Raw genomic sequence first — 15,583 nt, 5'->3', positions numbered from 1 at the left:
TATTTTATTTTTAAGTTTCTTTAATATAATCTTAAGATTTAATGGATTATATTCAATAGACAGTATAAGATTATAAAGGTATAATAAGATTTGTTGTAATTATAACAGGTCTTAAAAGGAGGAAAAAGAATGGGTTTAGATTTTATCTATATACTTAAAGCTATAGTTATAGCTATAGTAGAAGGTCTTACGGAATTTGTACCAGTTTCATCAACAGGACATATGATTTTAGTAGGAAGTCTAATAGGCTTTAGGTCGGGTGCTGTTGGTGCAGAAGAATTTGCAAAGATGTTTGAGGTAGTTATACAACTTGGAGCAATTTTAGCGGTAGTAGTATTATATTGGAATAAACTTTGGGGAGCGGTAGTTGATTTCTTTACTTATATCTTTACATTAGGGAAAAAAGGACAATCAGGTTTCAGATTTGGAATAAATGTAATAATAGCATCAATTCCAGCTCTAATTGTAGGTTTAACTTTATATGATGATATAAAAAGTTTGTTTAAACCTTCTGCAGTAGTTGTTGGATTTATTGTTGGTGGTATATTATTACTAGTAATAGAAAATAGATTTAGAAATAGGGCTTCAAAAAGAGGAAAAACTACAACAGTTGATGTTTTTGATTTAACTCCAATGCAATCATTAAAAGTTGGATTATTCCAAGTTTTATCAATGTGGCCAGGAATGTCAAGAAGTGCTTCGACAATAATGGGGGGATGGATTGCAGGACTTGCAACTCCAGTAGCAGCAGAGTTTTCTTTCTTTTTAGCAGTTCCAGCCATGATTGGTTCATCAGCTATGGATTTATTTAAATTTGATTATTCAATAATGAATTCTACATATATAGTGGCATTAATTATTGGCTTTATTGTAGCTTTTATAGTATCAATAATAGTTATGGATATGTTCGTAAGCTATTTAAAGAAGAAGCCTATGAGAATATTTGCTATATATAGAATTATTGCAGGTATAGTTTTATTAGCATTATCACTTGCTGGAATAGTAACTTTAACTATGTAAAATGATTTAAAAAAAATAAGAGTACCTAGTTGTACTCTTATTTTTTTAGTTCATTTTCTAATTCTTTTTTTAGGTTTTCAATTTCTTTTTTGTAATTTTGAGCTTTATTTGTTAAGCTTGATTGTATATTATTTACTTTAGCTTTTAAGTTTTTTGTGGAATCTAAAGCAGAATTAATTTTACCTTGTACAAAATAATCTGTAAAAAAATTATCAAATAAATAGTCAAATATACCAGACATACTATCAAGATTTAAATTAACATTAATTTCATCACTTAAATCTTTTAATTCAGCATTATATCTATTTAACATTACTTTTATTGAATTTATTGATTTTGAAGCATCATCCATTTTGGAACGTTTAGCCATTGTTGCTATAAAATCTCCACCCATCATATCATAGATACCCCAGTTTTGAGCACTATTTAAGTTTGATATAGCTTTATCTATATAAGGGATTAGTTTATCGCCTTCAAATAAAGCTTCTTGTATTTCCTTAAGTTCTAGGGAGGTATTTTTTAATTTATTTAAAATTAATAATACTTTTTCACTTTTCCCGTTATTAAATTTTATAATATATTCAGCCGAATTATTTAAAAGATCATCATATTTTAAATCAATATCACCAATATCGTTAATATCTTTTAGCATTTGTTTTTTATTAGATGTTAATCTATTTAAGTAGTCTTCTTTTTCTAAGTATCTAGCTTGTGCTTCTAAAAATTCAAGTTTTTCTTTGGAAAGCTTTTCATCCATTGATCCTTTAATTTTATAGTAAACATATGATAGGCTAAAGGATTCTAAATTATCTACATCCTTTTTTTCTTTGGCTAAAATTTTTTTTAGTACTTCTAATGATTCATTAGTTCTATTTATTTCTACATCAAGAGTAGAAATCTTTGATTTTAGTTTTTTTAAAGTAGTTCTTTCTTCCTCAAGTTTTAAAAATTCTTCGTTAAAGCTTCTCATAAATAATCCCCTATCTTTAAAATAAATATAAAGATATTATAAAGTATTTAATACTATATTTCAATATAGTTTAGTTAATTTCATATAAATTAAAACAATAATTATGAGAAAATTACAAAAATATAAAAAATATTGAAAATAAAGATAATTTTACTTTTCAGTATATTATCTTTATGCTATCATTAAATAAGAGAATTAACAATAATGCTTTGAAAACAATTGCATTAAATGAAGCTAAATTGTTATATTCAAAAAAAAGAATTAACAGAAAATTTTAAATGTATAATCAATTTGAAAGTAACTGAATTGGGTAGGGGGAGTTTTAAATGTCACAACAAATTAAAAAAATAGCATTACTAACAGGTGGTGGAGATTGTCCAGGATTAAATGCAGTTATAAGGGCCGTAACAAGAACAGCTATAATAAACTATGGAATGGAAGTAATAGGTTATAAGTTTGGATACAGGGGATTATACAACAATGATTTCGTACCTCTAACTTTAGATAGCGTATCAGGGATTCTTCATAGAGGAGGAACTATATTATATAGCTCAAACAAGGACAACTTATTTGATTACTTAGTAGAAGAAAATGGCGTTATGGTAAAAAAAGATGTATCAGATGTAGCTGTAGATAATCTAAAGAAAGAAGGAGTAGATGTATTAGTTGTAATAGGAGGAGATGGAACTTTAACATCAGCAAGAGACTTTGCAAGAAAAGGTGTTAAAGTAATAGGTGTTCCAAAAACAATTGATAATGATTTAGCATCAACAGATGTAACATTTGGTTTTAATACGGCTATAGATGTTGCCACTGAAGCGTTAGACAGACTACATACTACAGCGGAATCACATCATAGAGTAATGATTTGTGAAGTTATGGGTAGAGGAGCAGGTTGGATAGCATTAGAATCTGGTATTGCAGGATCTGCTGATGTTATACTTTTACCTGAAATGCCTTATGATATAAATAAAATTGCTGAGAAAGTAAAAGAAAGAGAAGCTGCAGGTAGAAGATTTAGTATAGTTGTAGTAGCAGAAGGAGCAAAACCTAAAGATGGAGAAGTAGTAGTTGCTAAGATAGTTGCTGATAGTCCAGATCCAATAAGACTTGGTGGAATAGGAAATAAATTAGCTGAAGATTTAGAAAAGCTATTACCAGATAAAGAAATAAGATGCACAGTGCTTGGTCATATTCAAAGAGGTGGAATAACTTCAACATATGATAGAATTCTATCAACAAGATATGGAGTTGGAGCTGTTGAACTTATTAATGAAGGTAAGTTTGGAGATATGGTTTGTCTTAAAGATGGAAAAATGTCTAGTGATAGTTTAGAGAATGTTATAGGTCAAAAATCAAAACTAGTTGATCCAGATGGAGAATTAGTTAAAGTTGCAAAAAAAATAGGAATTTCATTTGCTGATTAATTATAAACGAAGTGGTAGATATTTTACTCTACCACTATTTTTGTTATTAAATTTAAATAAAAAACTAAATAAAAGTTATATAAACTTTTATTTGATACTTCAAAATTTTCTGACAATATGATATAATTTTATTAGGCAGAGAATACAGTAAAGAAAGCTGGAGGGTATTATGAAAGAGATAAAGAAATATTTAGAATCAAGAATTGGGACATATGGATTTTTCTTTGAGGATTTGAAGAGTGGATACATTTATGGTTATAATGAAAACGTTCAAATGGTAGCAGCAGGTTGTATGAAGCTGCCTATAGCTGTATCATTAATTAAAAGTGTAGAAGATAAAAAAATTGACTTTCTAGATAAAATAAAAATTGATGGAAAAGATAAAGTTTATGGTACAGGGATAATTCATGAGTTTAATGAAAGAGAATACACTGTTTTTGAGTTATTAGTTGCTATGTTAATACAAAGTGATAATACAGCAGCAAATAAAATAATTGATATTGTTGGAATGGAAAAAATAAATAAAGATATAAAAGAAATGGGCCTGAAAAATACAGTGCTAAATAGAAAAACAACTGATGAAAGAAAGACTAAAAGTGAAGTTGAAAATATAACATGTGCGCTAGATCTTGCTAGAATTTGGAGACATTTATATAATTCAACCTATTTAAATGAAGAAAATAGTCAGATGTTAATTGATATTTTAACAAGACAGCAAATTAAAAATAAGTTAGCTCTATATATTCCAGATGATTTGAAATATGAAATTTCAAGTAAGACTGGGGATAAGAATGGAGTAGAAAATGATACTGAATTAATTAGATTATCAAAGGGGAATTTTACATTCACTGTTTTATCTATGGGAATACCTAATAGTGTTTATGGAACAGTTACATTAGCTAAATGTGGAAAAACTATGTGGGATAATGTGATGAATAATTGGCATTAATCCTTGACATATTTATATATTAAAGGTTTATGGAATGTTTGTTTAAATTGAAAGGCATAAAAGTGCATAAATTTTTGAAGTAAAATAGAGGATAGTTATTATAATTATCCTCTATTTTATATTGTTTAGAATAGAATATTCTAAGATTTAGATATTTAATTTATAACATGTCTATTGGGTGTTATATTTGGTTATCCTTCAAATTCTTAATAAGTTATTCATAAACACTATAAATAATTTATAGAAAAGTGTTTAGTATGGTTATAAAAAATAACTATATTATTCTTTTGATAAAAGAATAGTACCTTTTCCGATAATTACTATTCTATAGCTTGGATCTAGTGGTGAAATTTTATGTTTAGAAGAGTTTGGAGGTAGCTTTATTGATTGAATTAAGGTATCATTTTCATTAAATACTACAAAGTAAACGTCATCTGTTTTTGAAGTATTTTCGATATAATTTATTTCATTTAATGGGGTAGTAAAAGTATTTACTCTATATACTCCTTCTTTAAGAGGCGGTTCAGCAAATTGAATAACAGCATTAGTAGGTATGTAAGATACTGATAAAAGAACTAATAGTATGACAAGAAATTTTTTCACTTTAACATCTACCTTTCTATTTTAATTAATTGAATATATATTATATGTAGGCATTTTTAGGCGAAATAGCAAATATTTATATGGTTAAATCTTAGCTTTAAGATAAAAAAGCTTCACCATCGCCAATTAATATTAATTTATAGTTTTTTCCAAAATTGTTTAATACATATGTTTCAGATTGTGGTTTCATTTTTATTGTTTGTAACACTGTTTCATTTTGATCTAAGAGAATTAGATATATAGAACTATAATTTGAGACATTTTGAACATTTTGAACGTTGCCAAGTGTGTTAGTAATATTATTTACGTTATAAACACCTTCCTTTAATATATTTGAGGAAATTTGAGGATTTGCTTTTACTATATTAAAGTTTAAAAATAAAGAAATAAAAATAATAGCTATAAATTTTTTCATTTAAATAACCACCTTTCCCAATTATTTTGTCTTTATAAATGTTTAAATATACAAAATGAGTATTTATAAAGACAAAATATATAAATATAATAAAATTTTGTAATAATCTTGTTACCAATATAATAAATATGTAATGTAAGATCGTTTAAAATTACTATAGAATTAAAATAGTTTTTAAACTACCTTTTCAGTAAGATAATTTTAAATATATATCTATGGAGGACAATAATGGGTAATATATTAAATTTAATTAAGTTTATTTTTAAGAAGAAGGAAGACTCTATTTTAGATGATAAAGTTGAGCTTAGACTCAACAGTAAAGAAAAACAATTAATAAAAAAATATTGTGATCTAAAGGATATATCGATAAATGAATTTTTAAGAACTGTAGCTATGAAGGAGATAGATGAGTTCATTTATATAAATATATAAAAGGCAAATATATGGAAGAAGGAATAACTAATAGTATAGTTATTCCTTGGAGAATTTTATAGTCCAATATATACCTTTTCAGGAACTTAACTTCATAGTTCATAGTATGATATATGTATAAAAAAAATTACAAAAAGATATGAAAATATTAAATAAAATGTATGACTATAAATTAATAATTAACTTTTTAGAAAATAAGTATAGCTTAAGATCAAAATATTAATATTATAAATATAAAAAAAGAACCCTTAAAACGGGCTCAATAGCATAAATTATAGTTCAGGGGCTTCGATTAATGTTGTGAAAATAAACTCGTGAACATGCCCTTGCACAAATGTTGTAGTAGCAATTGCCAAATGAATGTGTTTACCATTACTCATAGGTATAGCAGGACCTGTTATAATACATATATCATGATAATGTCCGAAAAAGTCTGTACTAGTTTTTATTTTATGAACATGAGATCCATTGTACGGTATGGCTTCACTTGAGATACCTGCAAAGCGATGATTATGTCTATCATCGCTTTCTTCAGTAAATCTAGTACTTCCTAGGAATTCGTGATTGTGTGTTTGTCTACGATAACGTCTTAAAGCACTATAATCATTCGGATACATATAAAAATCTCCTAACTAAATATAATATAAACCTTATTTCAATATAATTTATATTATATTTAGTTTAAAAGGCAAATGTGCAAAATGATCATATAGAATATGTTTTTATGTTCCTAGAGAATGGATATAAAGTATAATTTTATATAAATTAGTACTAAGAAGAGAGGTTCTTATTAATACTTTCTTGACAATATATTATATAAGTGTTATCCTATTGGAAAAGATGACCTTTAATTTAATCCAGAGAGATTAACAAGGAAGAGATTGTAATAGTAAAAGACTTTTATTTAGGGCTTATTATACCTTCCTTGAAATAAGGAAGGTTTTTTTCTGTAAATTATTATAATATATGTTTCAATTAATAATTTGTATTATTACTATTTTATAAAATTAAAAATTAATAAGCTTATTTAAGTAAAATAACAAAATTGAAAACATATATACCTTTAAATTTAACACGGAGATGTTAACAAGGAGTGATGTAAATGAATATGAAAAGCAAACATTTGATTGATCCAATGGATTTTTCAAAAGAGGAATTACAAGAAATTTTTAAATTAGCACATCAAATAATAGCAAATCCAAGGGAGTATTCTCATATCTGTGATGGAAAAATTTTAGCGACTTTATTTTATGAACCAAGTACAAGGACAAGATTTAGCTTTGAAGCTGCAATGATGAGACTTGGTGGTAAAATTCTAGGGTTTTCTGAGCCAAATTCAAGTTCTACTGCAAAGGGAGAAACTTTAGCAGATACTATAACTATGGTGTCTATATATTCTGACATAATTGCTATGAGGCATCCAATGGAAGGTTCTGCTAAACTTGCAAGTATGTATTCAGAAGTTCCTGTAATAAATGCAGGAGATGGAGGACATCAGCATCCAACTCAAACATTAACTGATCTTTTAACAATAGAGTCTTTAAAGGATGGTTTAACAAATCATACAATAGGAATTTGTGGAGACTTAAAAAATGGAAGAACAGTTCACTCACTTATAAAAGCTATGTCACGATATGAAGGAACTAAATTTATCTTAATTTCACCAAAGGAATTATCTATACCAGTTTATATAAGAGAAGAAATATTGATAAAAAATAATATAGAATTTAAAGAAGTTGAAAAATTAGAAGACGTAATAGATGAACTAGATATTTTATATATGACTAGAATTCAAAAAGAAAGATTTTTTAATGAAGAGGAATATATAAGGCTTAAAGATAGCTATATTTTAGATGTAGAAAAGATGAAGTTAGCCAAAAAAGATATGATAGTTATGCATCCACTACCAAGGGTAAATGAAATTTCCATAGAAGTTGATAGAGATGATAGAGCCTGCTATTTTAAGCAAGCAGAGTATGGAATGTATGTAAGAATGGCATTAATTGCGAAACTTTTGGGGGTGGCTTAGATGTTAGAAATAACAAGTATTAAAAATGGATTAGTAATAGATCATATAAAGGCTGGAATGGGAATAAAAATATTTAATTATTTAAATCTAGATAAGGTTAATAGCCAAGTTGCATTAATAATGAATGCAGAAAGTGATAAAGTTGGCAAAAAAGACATAATTAAAATAGAAAATTCTTCAGAAATAAACTATACAATTTTAGGATTATTATCACCAAATCTAACTATAAACGAGGTAAGGGACGGACAAATATCTAGAAAAATAAAACCAGAGTTACCTAAAAAGGTTGTAGATGTTCTGATTTGCAGTAATCCAAGATGTATAACAGAGGTAGAACAATATGTTCCGCATACATTTAACCTAATAGATGAGAATAAAGGAACATACAAGTGTGATTATTGTGATCACATAACAAGTCTATCTGATTTATAGATTTAAATATAAACTATGAGGTGAAATTATGAATTTGCTAATAAAAAATGCTAGAATAGTAGATTACTCACAAGATTTTATTGGAGATATTTATATAGAAAATGGAAATATAAAAGAAGTAGGATTAGATATTAATATAGATGCTATAAATGTTATAGACGCTAAGGGGTTAACTTTAATGCCTTCATTTATCGATACTCATGCACATTTTAGGGAACCAGGGCTTACTTACAAAGAAGATATAGAAACAGGGTCTAAAGCAGCATTAAGAGGTGGATATACTGGAGTATGTCTGATGGCAAATACTAAGCCAATATGTTCTAGTAAAGAAGTTTTAGAAGAAGTTAGAAACAGAGAGAAAGAGTTGAATTTAATAGATTTGCATCAATGTATATCTGTTACAAAAGGTTTTAATGGCAAGGATATAACGCATTTAGATAACTTTGCTAATGATAATAGGCTTAAAGCAATATCAGATGATGGCGTTGGAGTTATGGACTCTGAAATTATGTATAAAGCTATGCTAAAAGCAAAAGAACATGGATGGGTAATAATGTCTCATGCAGAAGATCATAGTTTCTCAGATATAGATATGAGAATAGCTGAAAATATAATGACATTAAGAGATATTTATTTAGCAAAAGAAACTGGGGCAAGGCTTCATATGTGTCATGTTAGTACAAAAGAAGCTATAGGGTATATTAAGAATGCAAAGAAGCGTTTTAGCAATATAACTTGCGAGGTCACTCCTCATCATATATCATTAACAAAAGATATAAATAATTATAGAGTAAATCCGCCTATAAGAGAAAAAGAGGATGTATATGAAATTATAAATGCTATAAAAGATGGAATTATAGATTGTATAGGTACAGATCATGCTCCTCATACACAAGAAGATAAAGAAAAAGGATCACCTGGAATGGTTGGGCTTGAAACATCATTTTCTATATGTTATACAAGCTTAGTTAAATCCGGAGCTATAAATTTAAATAAGTTAAGTGAAATTATGTCAAAGAACTGTGCGGATATTCTAGGTATGAATAAGGGGAGAATTAGTCCTGGAGTTGAAGGAGATGTAGTCTTATTAGATTTAGATAAGAAGATCAAAGTAAACTCAGAGGAATTTAATTCAAAGGGAAAAAATACTCCTTTTCAAGGTATGGAGTTTTATGGAGAAGTTCAAATGACAATAAAAGCAGGAAGGATTCTTTATAAGAAGTAGGGAGATAAATATGAAAAGTTTAATAATGGATAAATTGTTTAATAGAGTAGAAGAAAGAGGAGTAGTTTGTGTTGGATTAGATACAGCGCTTGAATATATACCTAGTTATCTTTTTGAAGGAAGATCGGAAGTTGAAGCATTAGTTGAGTTTAATAAGCAAATAATAGATGCAACTATCGATGTGGCAGCGTGCTTTAAAGTTCAAATTGCTTATTATGAAGCTTTAGGATTAAAAGGAATGATTGCTTATAAAGAAACTTTAGATTATTTAAGAAAAAAAGATGCAATTATAATTGCAGATATAAAAAGAGGAGATATAGCAGCAACAGCCAAGCAATATGCAAAAGCTCACTTTGAAGGAGATTTTGAAGCTGATTTTATAACTCTTAGCCCATATATGGGGATGGATAGTATAGAGCCTTATATGCCATATATGGAAAAAGGAAACAAGGGACTATTCTCATTAGTTAGGACTTCTAATCCAGGGGCAGAAGATATAGAAATGCTAAAGACTACAGATTCCAGAGATGTATATAAGGTAGTTGGTGATAAAATAGTTGAGCTTGGTAAAAAAATAGTAGGAGAATGTGGATACTCAAGCATAGGTGGGGTTATAGGATGCACTCATATTGAAGAAGGTATTGAAATAAGAAAAAGATTTAAAAATATGTTTTTCTTGATACCAGGATATGGGGCTCAAGGTGGAAAGGCAAAAGATGTGGCTTTATATTTAAATAATGGAAATGGAGGAGTCGTAAACTCTTCAAGAGCTATACTTTTAGCATATAAAAAGCAGGAAGGCATGGAAAAAGAATTTGCATTATGCGCAAGGGAAGAAGTTATTAGAATGAGAGATGAAATAGGAGCAGCGGTAAAGAATCTATAGGAGGAAAACTAATGAAGGTATCGTATACTAAATCAAAAGTTATATCAAACGAAAAGATAGTGAATGGAATATACAAAATGGTTGTAGAAGATAATAATGAAGTAAAGCCGGGACAATTTTACATGTTGAAATTAGGTGGACAAACATTACTTCCGAGGCCAATAAGTGTATGTGAAAAAAATGAAGGGACTATAACATTCTTATATGCAGTTGTTGGAAATGGCACAAAAGAATATGTTAGTTTAGAAAAAGGAGATTATATAAACCTTACTGGACCATTAGGAAATGGATTTAATGTATATGAAAAGCTTGGTAGAGTTGCATTGGTTTCTGGTGGTATAGGTACTGCACCAATGCTTGAGGTAGCTAAAAAGCTTAAAGAAAATAATAATGTCTCTAAATTAGATTTATATGCAGGATTTAGGGATGAAATTTATTTAATAGATGAAATAAAGAATTATGTAGATGGAACATATATAAGCACTAATAGTGGTAACTATGGGCATAAGGGATTTATAACAGATATCCTTAATGTAGAGGAATATGATACCGTACTTTGCTGTGGTCCAGAAATAATGATGAAAAAAGTTATAGATATATGTAAAGAAAAAAATGTAAAAATATATGTATCTATGGAAAAACATATGGCTTGCGGAGTTGGGGCTTGTCTTGTATGTACATGTAAAACTAAGGATGGAAATAAAAGGACATGTAAAGATGGTCCAGTATTTGATGGATATTATGTTGAACTTTAAAATCAAAGGAGGAGTTTTGTAAATGTTGAAAGTAAATATAAATGGAATAGAGTTTAAGAATCCAGTAATAGCAGCATCAGGAACCTTTGGTTTTGGAGCAGAATATAATAATTTTTATGATGTTGGAATTTTAGGAGGAATATCATCAAAGGGATTAACTTTAAATCCTAAAGGTGGTAATGAAGGAATAAGAGTATATGAAACTCCATCAGGAATGATGAATTCAGTTGGACTTCAAAACCCTGGAATAGACAGATTTATAAAAGAAGAACTTCCTAAAATGAAGGAACTTGGCACCAATATTATTGCAAATGTTGGTGGAGGATGTATTGAGGATTATGAGGAAGCCATTCAAAAATTAAGAGATACTGATATAGATATGATAGAACTTAATATATCATGTCCTAATGTAAAATCAGGGGGAATGGCATTTGGAATAAAGTCAAATGTAGCTTATGAAGTTGTTTCTAAAATAAAGAAAATTTCAGATAAACCTCTTATGGTTAAGCTTTCTCCTAATGCAGAAGATATAGTGAGAATGGCAGTAAGCTGTGAAGAAGCTGGTGCTGATTCAATATCACTAATAAATACATTGAAGGGATTTGCAATAGATCCGTATAAAAGAAAGCCTATATTCAATAATATATATGCAGGACTTTCAGGACCGGCTGTAAAGCCAATAGCATTAAGGATGGTACATGAAGTATCAAAAGCTGTCAGCATACCTGTAATAGGATTAGGTGGTATTTCTAATGGAATAGATGCAATAGAGTTTATGATGGCAGGAGCAACTGCAATTCAAATAGGTACAGTAAATTTTATAAACCCTATGGCAGGAAAAGAAATAATAGATGAAATGGAAAAGTTTTGTATAGAACAAGGTATTAAAGATATAAAAGATATAATAGGGTGCATAAAATAAAGAATGAAGTATTTAAATAGGACAGTACATAGTTGATTAAAACAACTATGTACTGTCCTATAACATATGTATATTATTTTTTTGAAAATACTCCAACTATTATATTTATGATATCTTTTATAGTATCTAATTGATTAACAATTCCATCCTTCATAACAATAGCTTCTGCTGTAGTTTCAACAGCAACATCACTTATATCTTTAACATTTTCAGAGATTCCGTTTAAATTCTGTATAGTACTATCTAAATTTGTTTTATTATCTTTAAGAGTTGTATTTATAGTATCAATAAGTACAATAAGTTTTCTTAGGGCTAAAATTAAATAAATTAAAGCTATAACAGAAACGATAACTATAATAGTTAATAAAAGAGTATTAAGATTAATAGTAATAGTCATATTATATATCCTCACTTAATATTTATAAAATAAGCATACTATTTAATTAAATATTTGAATTTTCTTGAAGGTTATTATCACTTTCTTCTGTCATTTCTTTTGTAGATTCTTCTAAAGAATCGCTAGTTATAGCTTTTTTTGACTCAAGATATTTTGCAATTTTACTTTTAGCGTCACTAAAATTACTCTTAGCATCCTCAGTAACATCTATAGCTTTACTCTTAATTGTATTATTTAAATCATTAGCAGTTTTCTTTAATGATTGTCTAGTATCTTTACCTGACTTAGGTGCAAATAATAATCCACTAGCTAGTCCAGCAGCAACACCAATAGTAGCTCCTAAGGCTACATTTTTAGCAACTTTAGCTTTTTCTTTCTTAGCTTTTTCTTTTTTCTTTTGCTCTATTAATTTTGATAAATTCATATTAAAATCCCCCATTTATAGTAAATTAGTTGTATACATGGATTATAGAATAAATAGTATATAAATACAAGTATGTTTAAAATAAGTTAATAATATTAAATATTATTAACTTTAAAAATTAAAAAATACTTTATATTATAACTTGTATAATGTAAAATATAAATATAACAATTAAGATTTTATTAAAATTATTGTATTAAGAAAATATAGTTATAGGATTAAAATTAATACAATAAGTTAAGGAGGATACAATGAGACTAAAAAAAGGAACTATAGTTTTCAGTATAGTTATTGTAGTATTATTAGTTCTTATAGTATTTATGATAAACAACATACTAAATAAAGGAACAAAAGAAGTTATTGTAGCAAAGAAATTTATAGAAAATTTGTCTGATAGTAATATAATAGAAGAATATAAAAATAATAGTAAAATAGATGAAGAAGCAACTTTAAATAAACTAGCTAATAAAAGTTCCCAAATACAATACTCTGTTATAGTTGGAAATTATGGGGTAGATATAGATAAAGATTATAATGTGCTGGGATTTTCTAATAAAAATTTAGGAAGTACATCTACAAATGAAGTTATAGATGAAAAAAAAGCTATTAATTTAGCAACAAAGTATGTTAATGAAATTACTAATGATGAGTTCAAATTTAAAGAAGTTAGGTCAAGAGAAGAGGAAAATAGTCCATGTTATAATATAGTTTTTTATAAGTGTAAAGATGGATATCCTTACTATAAGCAGGAAATAAGTGCAGTAATTGATAAAAGCAAAGGAAAGTTAGAAGGGTATTCAAACTATCCGTTGGATCATATAAAACATATTAAAGAAATAAACATTGATGAAGTTAAGGCTGGAGAGATAGCAAAAGGACACTTTGTCAATCTTAATTTTAAAGTTAGTGCTTTGGAGAATCCTATGATTGCTTTTGTCGCTGTAAAAGATAATGAAATGGTATTATCATATATTTATAATGTAAAAGTAATTAATAATGATAAAAAAGAAGAAGTATATTCTATATGTGTAAGAGCAGATTCAGGAGAAGTAATAAATTTCAATTTAGATGCTGTAGCAATAAATTAAGAAAAATAAATAAAATTAGTAAAAAAGAGATTTGAATATTAAATTTATTCAAATCTCTTTTATATTAAACAGCTATATCATTTTCATTATTTGATTGCCATTCTATTTCTTCATCAGAAAGTTCAGGAATTGATGAAGCATCAAATACAGGATCTTTTATTCCAGCTCTTTTTTGCTTCTTATAGTCATCTAATGCTTTAAACGCAATCTTACTTAGTAATACAATTGCTATTAAATTTATTATAGCCATAAAGCCCATAAATACATCAGCTAAATTCCAAACGATATCCATGCTGACAAGTGAGCCAAAGAATACCATTGCGCCTACTGCAATTCTATAAATTTGTAAGTAAATCTTCTTATCAGTTATAAATTGAATATTGGCCTCGCCGTAATAATAATTTCCAACAATAGAGCTAAATGCAAACAATAAAATACAAATTGAAATAAAGATTCCACCCCAAGAACCAACTTGAGAGTTAAGTGCTATTTGAGTAAGTTCTATTCCTTTTACAGTGCCATCAAGTGGAGCATCTGATAATAAAATTATAAATGCAGTACAACTACATATTATTATTGTATCAGTAAATACACCAAGAGTTTGTATAAAACCTTGTTTAACAGGATGTGATACGGTTGCTGTGGCAGCAGCATTTGGAGCTGAACCCATACCAGCTTCATTAGAGAATAAACCTCTTTTTATACCTTGCATTAATGCAGCACCGATTCCACCACCAACAATTTGATTTATACCAAATGCATTTTCAAATATTAATTTTATGACTGAAGGAATTTGACCTATATTTTTAACAACAATAAATAGCGCAACAACTATATAGGCTATTGCCATAATTGGAACTAAAATACTCGAAACCTTAGCAATTCTATTAACTCCTCCAAAAATAATGATAGTAGTAAATATTGTTATCAATGCCCCAATGAATGCTCTATTAAATCCAAATGAATTGTTTAGAGAAAGAGTAATAGTATTTGCTTGGACTGAATTGAATACTAATCCAAATGCAATTGTAATAAGTAGTGCAAAAGTAACACCCATCCATCTTTTTTTAAGTCCTTTTTCCATATAATAAGCTGGACCACCTCTAAAAGTATGTCCATCTTTAACCTTATATATTTGGGCTAAAGTTGATTCTATAAAACTTGAGGCTGCTCCAACAAGTGCTATAAGCCACATCCAAAAGATAGCACCAGGACCACCTATTGCAATAGCAGTTGCAATACCAGCAAGATTACCAGTACCAACTCTAGAAGCAGTACTTATACAAAAGGCTTGGAAAGATGAAACAGAATGCTCTTTTTTTTCAGCAGTAGCGCCATCTCCAAGAAGTCTAAACATTTCTTTAAGGTTTCCAAATTGAACAAATCTAGTTTTTATAGTAAAGTAAAGTCCAATTATAATTAACATGGCTATTAGTACATAAGTCCATAAAAAATCATTAAATGCTAAGATTATATTATTAAAAAATTCCATAAAATAAAAATCCCCCTTTTCTTTCGTAATTAATACAAATTTCATCTTAGATTATAATATATTAAACATAAGAAAAATGCAAGAAAAAAGTTGATGAAATTCATAAAATACGATAAA

At 28.0% G+C, this 15,583-nt stretch carries 18 protein-coding genes; 11 read left to right on the top strand and 7 right to left on the bottom strand.

The annotated features are described in order from the left end of the window. Positions 1 to 129 precede the first annotated feature (129 nt). On the top strand, positions 130 to 1,020 hold the full coding sequence (locus CSBG_RS10990; RefSeq protein WP_008679512.1) for an undecaprenyl-diphosphate phosphatase: 891 nt from the start codon (positions 130 to 132) through the stop codon (positions 1,018 to 1,020). A gap of 37 nt (positions 1,021 to 1,057) precedes the next feature. On the opposite strand, the gene CSBG_RS10985 is transcribed toward CSBG_RS10990, so the two are convergent. After that, positions 1,058 to 1,990 (bottom strand): hypothetical protein, encoded by a 933-nt coding sequence (locus CSBG_RS10985; protein ID WP_008679511.1) that lies wholly within the window; start codon positions 1,988 to 1,990, stop codon positions 1,058 to 1,060. Positions 1,991 to 2,316: 326 nt separating this feature from the next. Between CSBG_RS10985 and CSBG_RS10980 the strand changes: the two genes are divergently transcribed. Together CSBG_RS10980 and CSBG_RS10975 are read left to right on the top strand one after the other, a co-directional pair. Next, positions 2,317 to 3,417 (top strand): 6-phosphofructokinase, encoded by a 1,101-nt coding sequence (locus CSBG_RS10980; protein ID WP_008679510.1) that lies wholly within the window; start codon positions 2,317 to 2,319, stop codon positions 3,415 to 3,417. A gap of 169 nt (positions 3,418 to 3,586) precedes the next feature. After that, positions 3,587 to 4,366: a serine hydrolase gene (locus CSBG_RS10975; protein ID WP_008679509.1), complete on the top strand. Its 780-nt coding sequence runs from the start codon at positions 3,587 to 3,589 to the stop codon at positions 4,364 to 4,366. 279 nt (positions 4,367 to 4,645) lie between these two features. On the opposite strand, the gene CSBG_RS10970 is transcribed toward CSBG_RS10975, so the two are convergent. Both CSBG_RS10970 and CSBG_RS10965 read right to left on the bottom strand, forming a co-directional pair. Next, positions 4,646 to 4,969 carry a hypothetical protein gene (locus CSBG_RS10970; protein ID WP_008679508.1) on the bottom strand — a complete coding sequence of 108 codons (324 nt, stop codon included), beginning with the start codon at positions 4,967 to 4,969 and terminating at the stop codon, positions 4,646 to 4,648. 97 nt (positions 4,970 to 5,066) lie between these two features. Further along, on the bottom strand, positions 5,067 to 5,384 hold the full coding sequence (locus CSBG_RS10965; protein WP_008679505.1) for a hypothetical protein: 318 nt from the start codon (positions 5,382 to 5,384) through the stop codon (positions 5,067 to 5,069). A 228-nt stretch (positions 5,385 to 5,612) separates the two neighbouring features. On the opposite strand from CSBG_RS10965, the gene CSBG_RS10960 reads away from it, so the two are divergent. Next, positions 5,613 to 5,816 (top strand): DUF6290 family protein, encoded by a 204-nt coding sequence (locus CSBG_RS10960; RefSeq protein WP_008679503.1) that lies wholly within the window; start codon positions 5,613 to 5,615, stop codon positions 5,814 to 5,816. A 272-nt stretch (positions 5,817 to 6,088) separates the two neighbouring features. On the opposite strand, the gene CSBG_RS10955 is transcribed toward CSBG_RS10960, so the two are convergent. Beyond that, the gene (locus CSBG_RS10955; RefSeq protein WP_008679501.1) at positions 6,089 to 6,433 is read right to left on the bottom strand and encodes a YmaF family protein; all 345 of its coding nucleotides are present in this window, start codon (positions 6,431 to 6,433) and stop codon (positions 6,089 to 6,091) included. Between the two features lie 485 nt (positions 6,434 to 6,918). Between CSBG_RS10955 and pyrB the strand changes: the two genes are divergently transcribed. Genes pyrB through CSBG_RS10925 form a run of 6 tightly spaced genes read left to right on the top strand, consistent with a single transcriptional unit; the run spans position 6,919 to position 12,065 of the window. Further along, positions 6,919 to 7,845: an aspartate carbamoyltransferase gene (pyrB, locus tag CSBG_RS10950; protein ID WP_008679499.1), complete on the top strand. Its 927-nt coding sequence runs from the start codon at positions 6,919 to 6,921 to the stop codon at positions 7,843 to 7,845. Further along, a complete protein-coding gene (locus tag CSBG_RS10945) occupies positions 7,846 to 8,277 on the top strand; it encodes an aspartate carbamoyltransferase regulatory subunit (RefSeq protein ID WP_008679496.1) in 432 nt (143 codons plus the stop codon). Positions 8,278 to 8,305: 28 nt separating this feature from the next. Further along, positions 8,306 to 9,502 carry a dihydroorotase gene (locus tag CSBG_RS10940; protein ID WP_008679495.1) on the top strand — a complete coding sequence of 399 codons (1,197 nt, stop codon included), beginning with the start codon at positions 8,306 to 8,308 and terminating at the stop codon, positions 9,500 to 9,502. A 10-nt stretch (positions 9,503 to 9,512) separates the two neighbouring features. Continuing rightward, the gene (gene pyrF / locus CSBG_RS10935) at positions 9,513 to 10,388 is read left to right on the top strand and encodes an orotidine-5'-phosphate decarboxylase (protein WP_008679494.1); all 876 of its coding nucleotides are present in this window, start codon (positions 9,513 to 9,515) and stop codon (positions 10,386 to 10,388) included. Between the two features lie 11 nt (positions 10,389 to 10,399). Beyond that, positions 10,400 to 11,143, top strand: coding sequence for a dihydroorotate dehydrogenase electron transfer subunit (locus CSBG_RS10930; protein ID WP_008679491.1), 744 nt, complete (start codon positions 10,400 to 10,402; stop codon positions 11,141 to 11,143). Between the two features lie 22 nt (positions 11,144 to 11,165). After that, entirely contained in the window at positions 11,166 to 12,065 is a 900-nt protein-coding gene (locus tag CSBG_RS10925) for a dihydroorotate dehydrogenase (RefSeq protein ID WP_008679490.1), read from the top strand. A 73-nt stretch (positions 12,066 to 12,138) separates the two neighbouring features. Here CSBG_RS10925 and CSBG_RS10920 read toward each other — a convergent pair whose 3' ends face one another. Continuing rightward, complete coding sequence (locus CSBG_RS10920; protein WP_008679488.1) at positions 12,139 to 12,462, bottom strand: hypothetical protein; 324 nt, start codon at positions 12,460 to 12,462, stop codon at positions 12,139 to 12,141. Positions 12,463 to 12,508: 46 nt separating this feature from the next. Then, positions 12,509 to 12,886 (bottom strand): YtxH domain-containing protein, encoded by a 378-nt coding sequence (locus tag CSBG_RS10915; protein ID WP_008679486.1) that lies wholly within the window; start codon positions 12,884 to 12,886, stop codon positions 12,509 to 12,511. Between the two features lie 251 nt (positions 12,887 to 13,137). On the opposite strand from CSBG_RS10915, the gene CSBG_RS10910 reads away from it, so the two are divergent. Next, positions 13,138 to 13,974 (top strand): hypothetical protein, encoded by an 837-nt coding sequence (locus tag CSBG_RS10910; protein ID WP_008679484.1) that lies wholly within the window; start codon positions 13,138 to 13,140, stop codon positions 13,972 to 13,974. Between the two features lie 64 nt (positions 13,975 to 14,038). On the opposite strand, the gene CSBG_RS10905 is transcribed toward CSBG_RS10910, so the two are convergent. Further along, positions 14,039 to 15,466: an alanine/glycine:cation symporter family protein gene (locus CSBG_RS10905; protein WP_008679482.1), complete on the bottom strand. Its 1,428-nt coding sequence runs from the start codon at positions 15,464 to 15,466 to the stop codon at positions 14,039 to 14,041. Positions 15,467 to 15,583 lie beyond the last annotated feature (117 nt).

Origin of the sequence: Clostridium sp. 7_2_43FAA (genome assembly GCF_000158375.2) — a bacterium.
Taxonomy (GTDB): domain Bacteria; phylum Bacillota; class Clostridia; order Clostridiales; family Clostridiaceae; genus Clostridium; species Clostridium tertium.
Note: the sequence above shows the minus strand (reverse complement) of the source record. Positions and strands in the feature narration are given on the sequence as shown.

Bases quoted from the DNA above. Each gene is read 5' to 3' on its own strand.
- CSBG_RS10990 (WP_008679512.1), top strand. From the start codon at position 130: ATGGGTTTAGATTTTATCTATATACTTAAAGCTATAGTTATAGCTATA.
- CSBG_RS10985 (WP_008679511.1), bottom strand. From the start codon at position 1,990: ATGAGAAGCTTTAACGAAGAATTTTTAAAACTTGAGGAAGAAAGAACT.
- CSBG_RS10980 (WP_008679510.1), top strand. From the start codon at position 2,317: ATGTCACAACAAATTAAAAAAATAGCATTACTAACAGGTGGTGGAGAT.
- CSBG_RS10975 (WP_008679509.1), top strand. From the start codon at position 3,587: ATGAAAGAGATAAAGAAATATTTAGAATCAAGAATTGGGACATATGGA.
- CSBG_RS10965 (WP_008679505.1), bottom strand. From the start codon at position 5,384: ATGAAAAAATTTATAGCTATTATTTTTATTTCTTTATTTTTAAACTTT.
- CSBG_RS10960 (WP_008679503.1), top strand. From the start codon at position 5,613: ATGGGTAATATATTAAATTTAATTAAGTTTATTTTTAAGAAGAAGGAA.
- CSBG_RS10955 (WP_008679501.1), bottom strand. From the start codon at position 6,433: ATGTATCCGAATGATTATAGTGCTTTAAGACGTTATCGTAGACAAACA.
- pyrB (WP_008679499.1), top strand. From the start codon at position 6,919: ATGAATATGAAAAGCAAACATTTGATTGATCCAATGGATTTTTCAAAA.
- CSBG_RS10945 (WP_008679496.1), top strand. From the start codon at position 7,846: ATGTTAGAAATAACAAGTATTAAAAATGGATTAGTAATAGATCATATA.
- CSBG_RS10940 (WP_008679495.1), top strand. From the start codon at position 8,306: ATGAATTTGCTAATAAAAAATGCTAGAATAGTAGATTACTCACAAGAT.
- pyrF (WP_008679494.1), top strand. From the start codon at position 9,513: ATGAAAAGTTTAATAATGGATAAATTGTTTAATAGAGTAGAAGAAAGA.
- CSBG_RS10930 (WP_008679491.1), top strand. From the start codon at position 10,400: ATGAAGGTATCGTATACTAAATCAAAAGTTATATCAAACGAAAAGATA.
- CSBG_RS10925 (WP_008679490.1), top strand. From the start codon at position 11,166: ATGTTGAAAGTAAATATAAATGGAATAGAGTTTAAGAATCCAGTAATA.
- CSBG_RS10920 (WP_008679488.1), bottom strand. From the start codon at position 12,462: ATGACTATTACTATTAATCTTAATACTCTTTTATTAACTATTATAGTT.
- CSBG_RS10915 (WP_008679486.1), bottom strand. From the start codon at position 12,886: ATGAATTTATCAAAATTAATAGAGCAAAAGAAAAAAGAAAAAGCTAAG.
- CSBG_RS10910 (WP_008679484.1), top strand. From the start codon at position 13,138: ATGAGACTAAAAAAAGGAACTATAGTTTTCAGTATAGTTATTGTAGTA.
- CSBG_RS10905 (WP_008679482.1), bottom strand. From the start codon at position 15,466: ATGGAATTTTTTAATAATATAATCTTAGCATTTAATGATTTTTTATGG.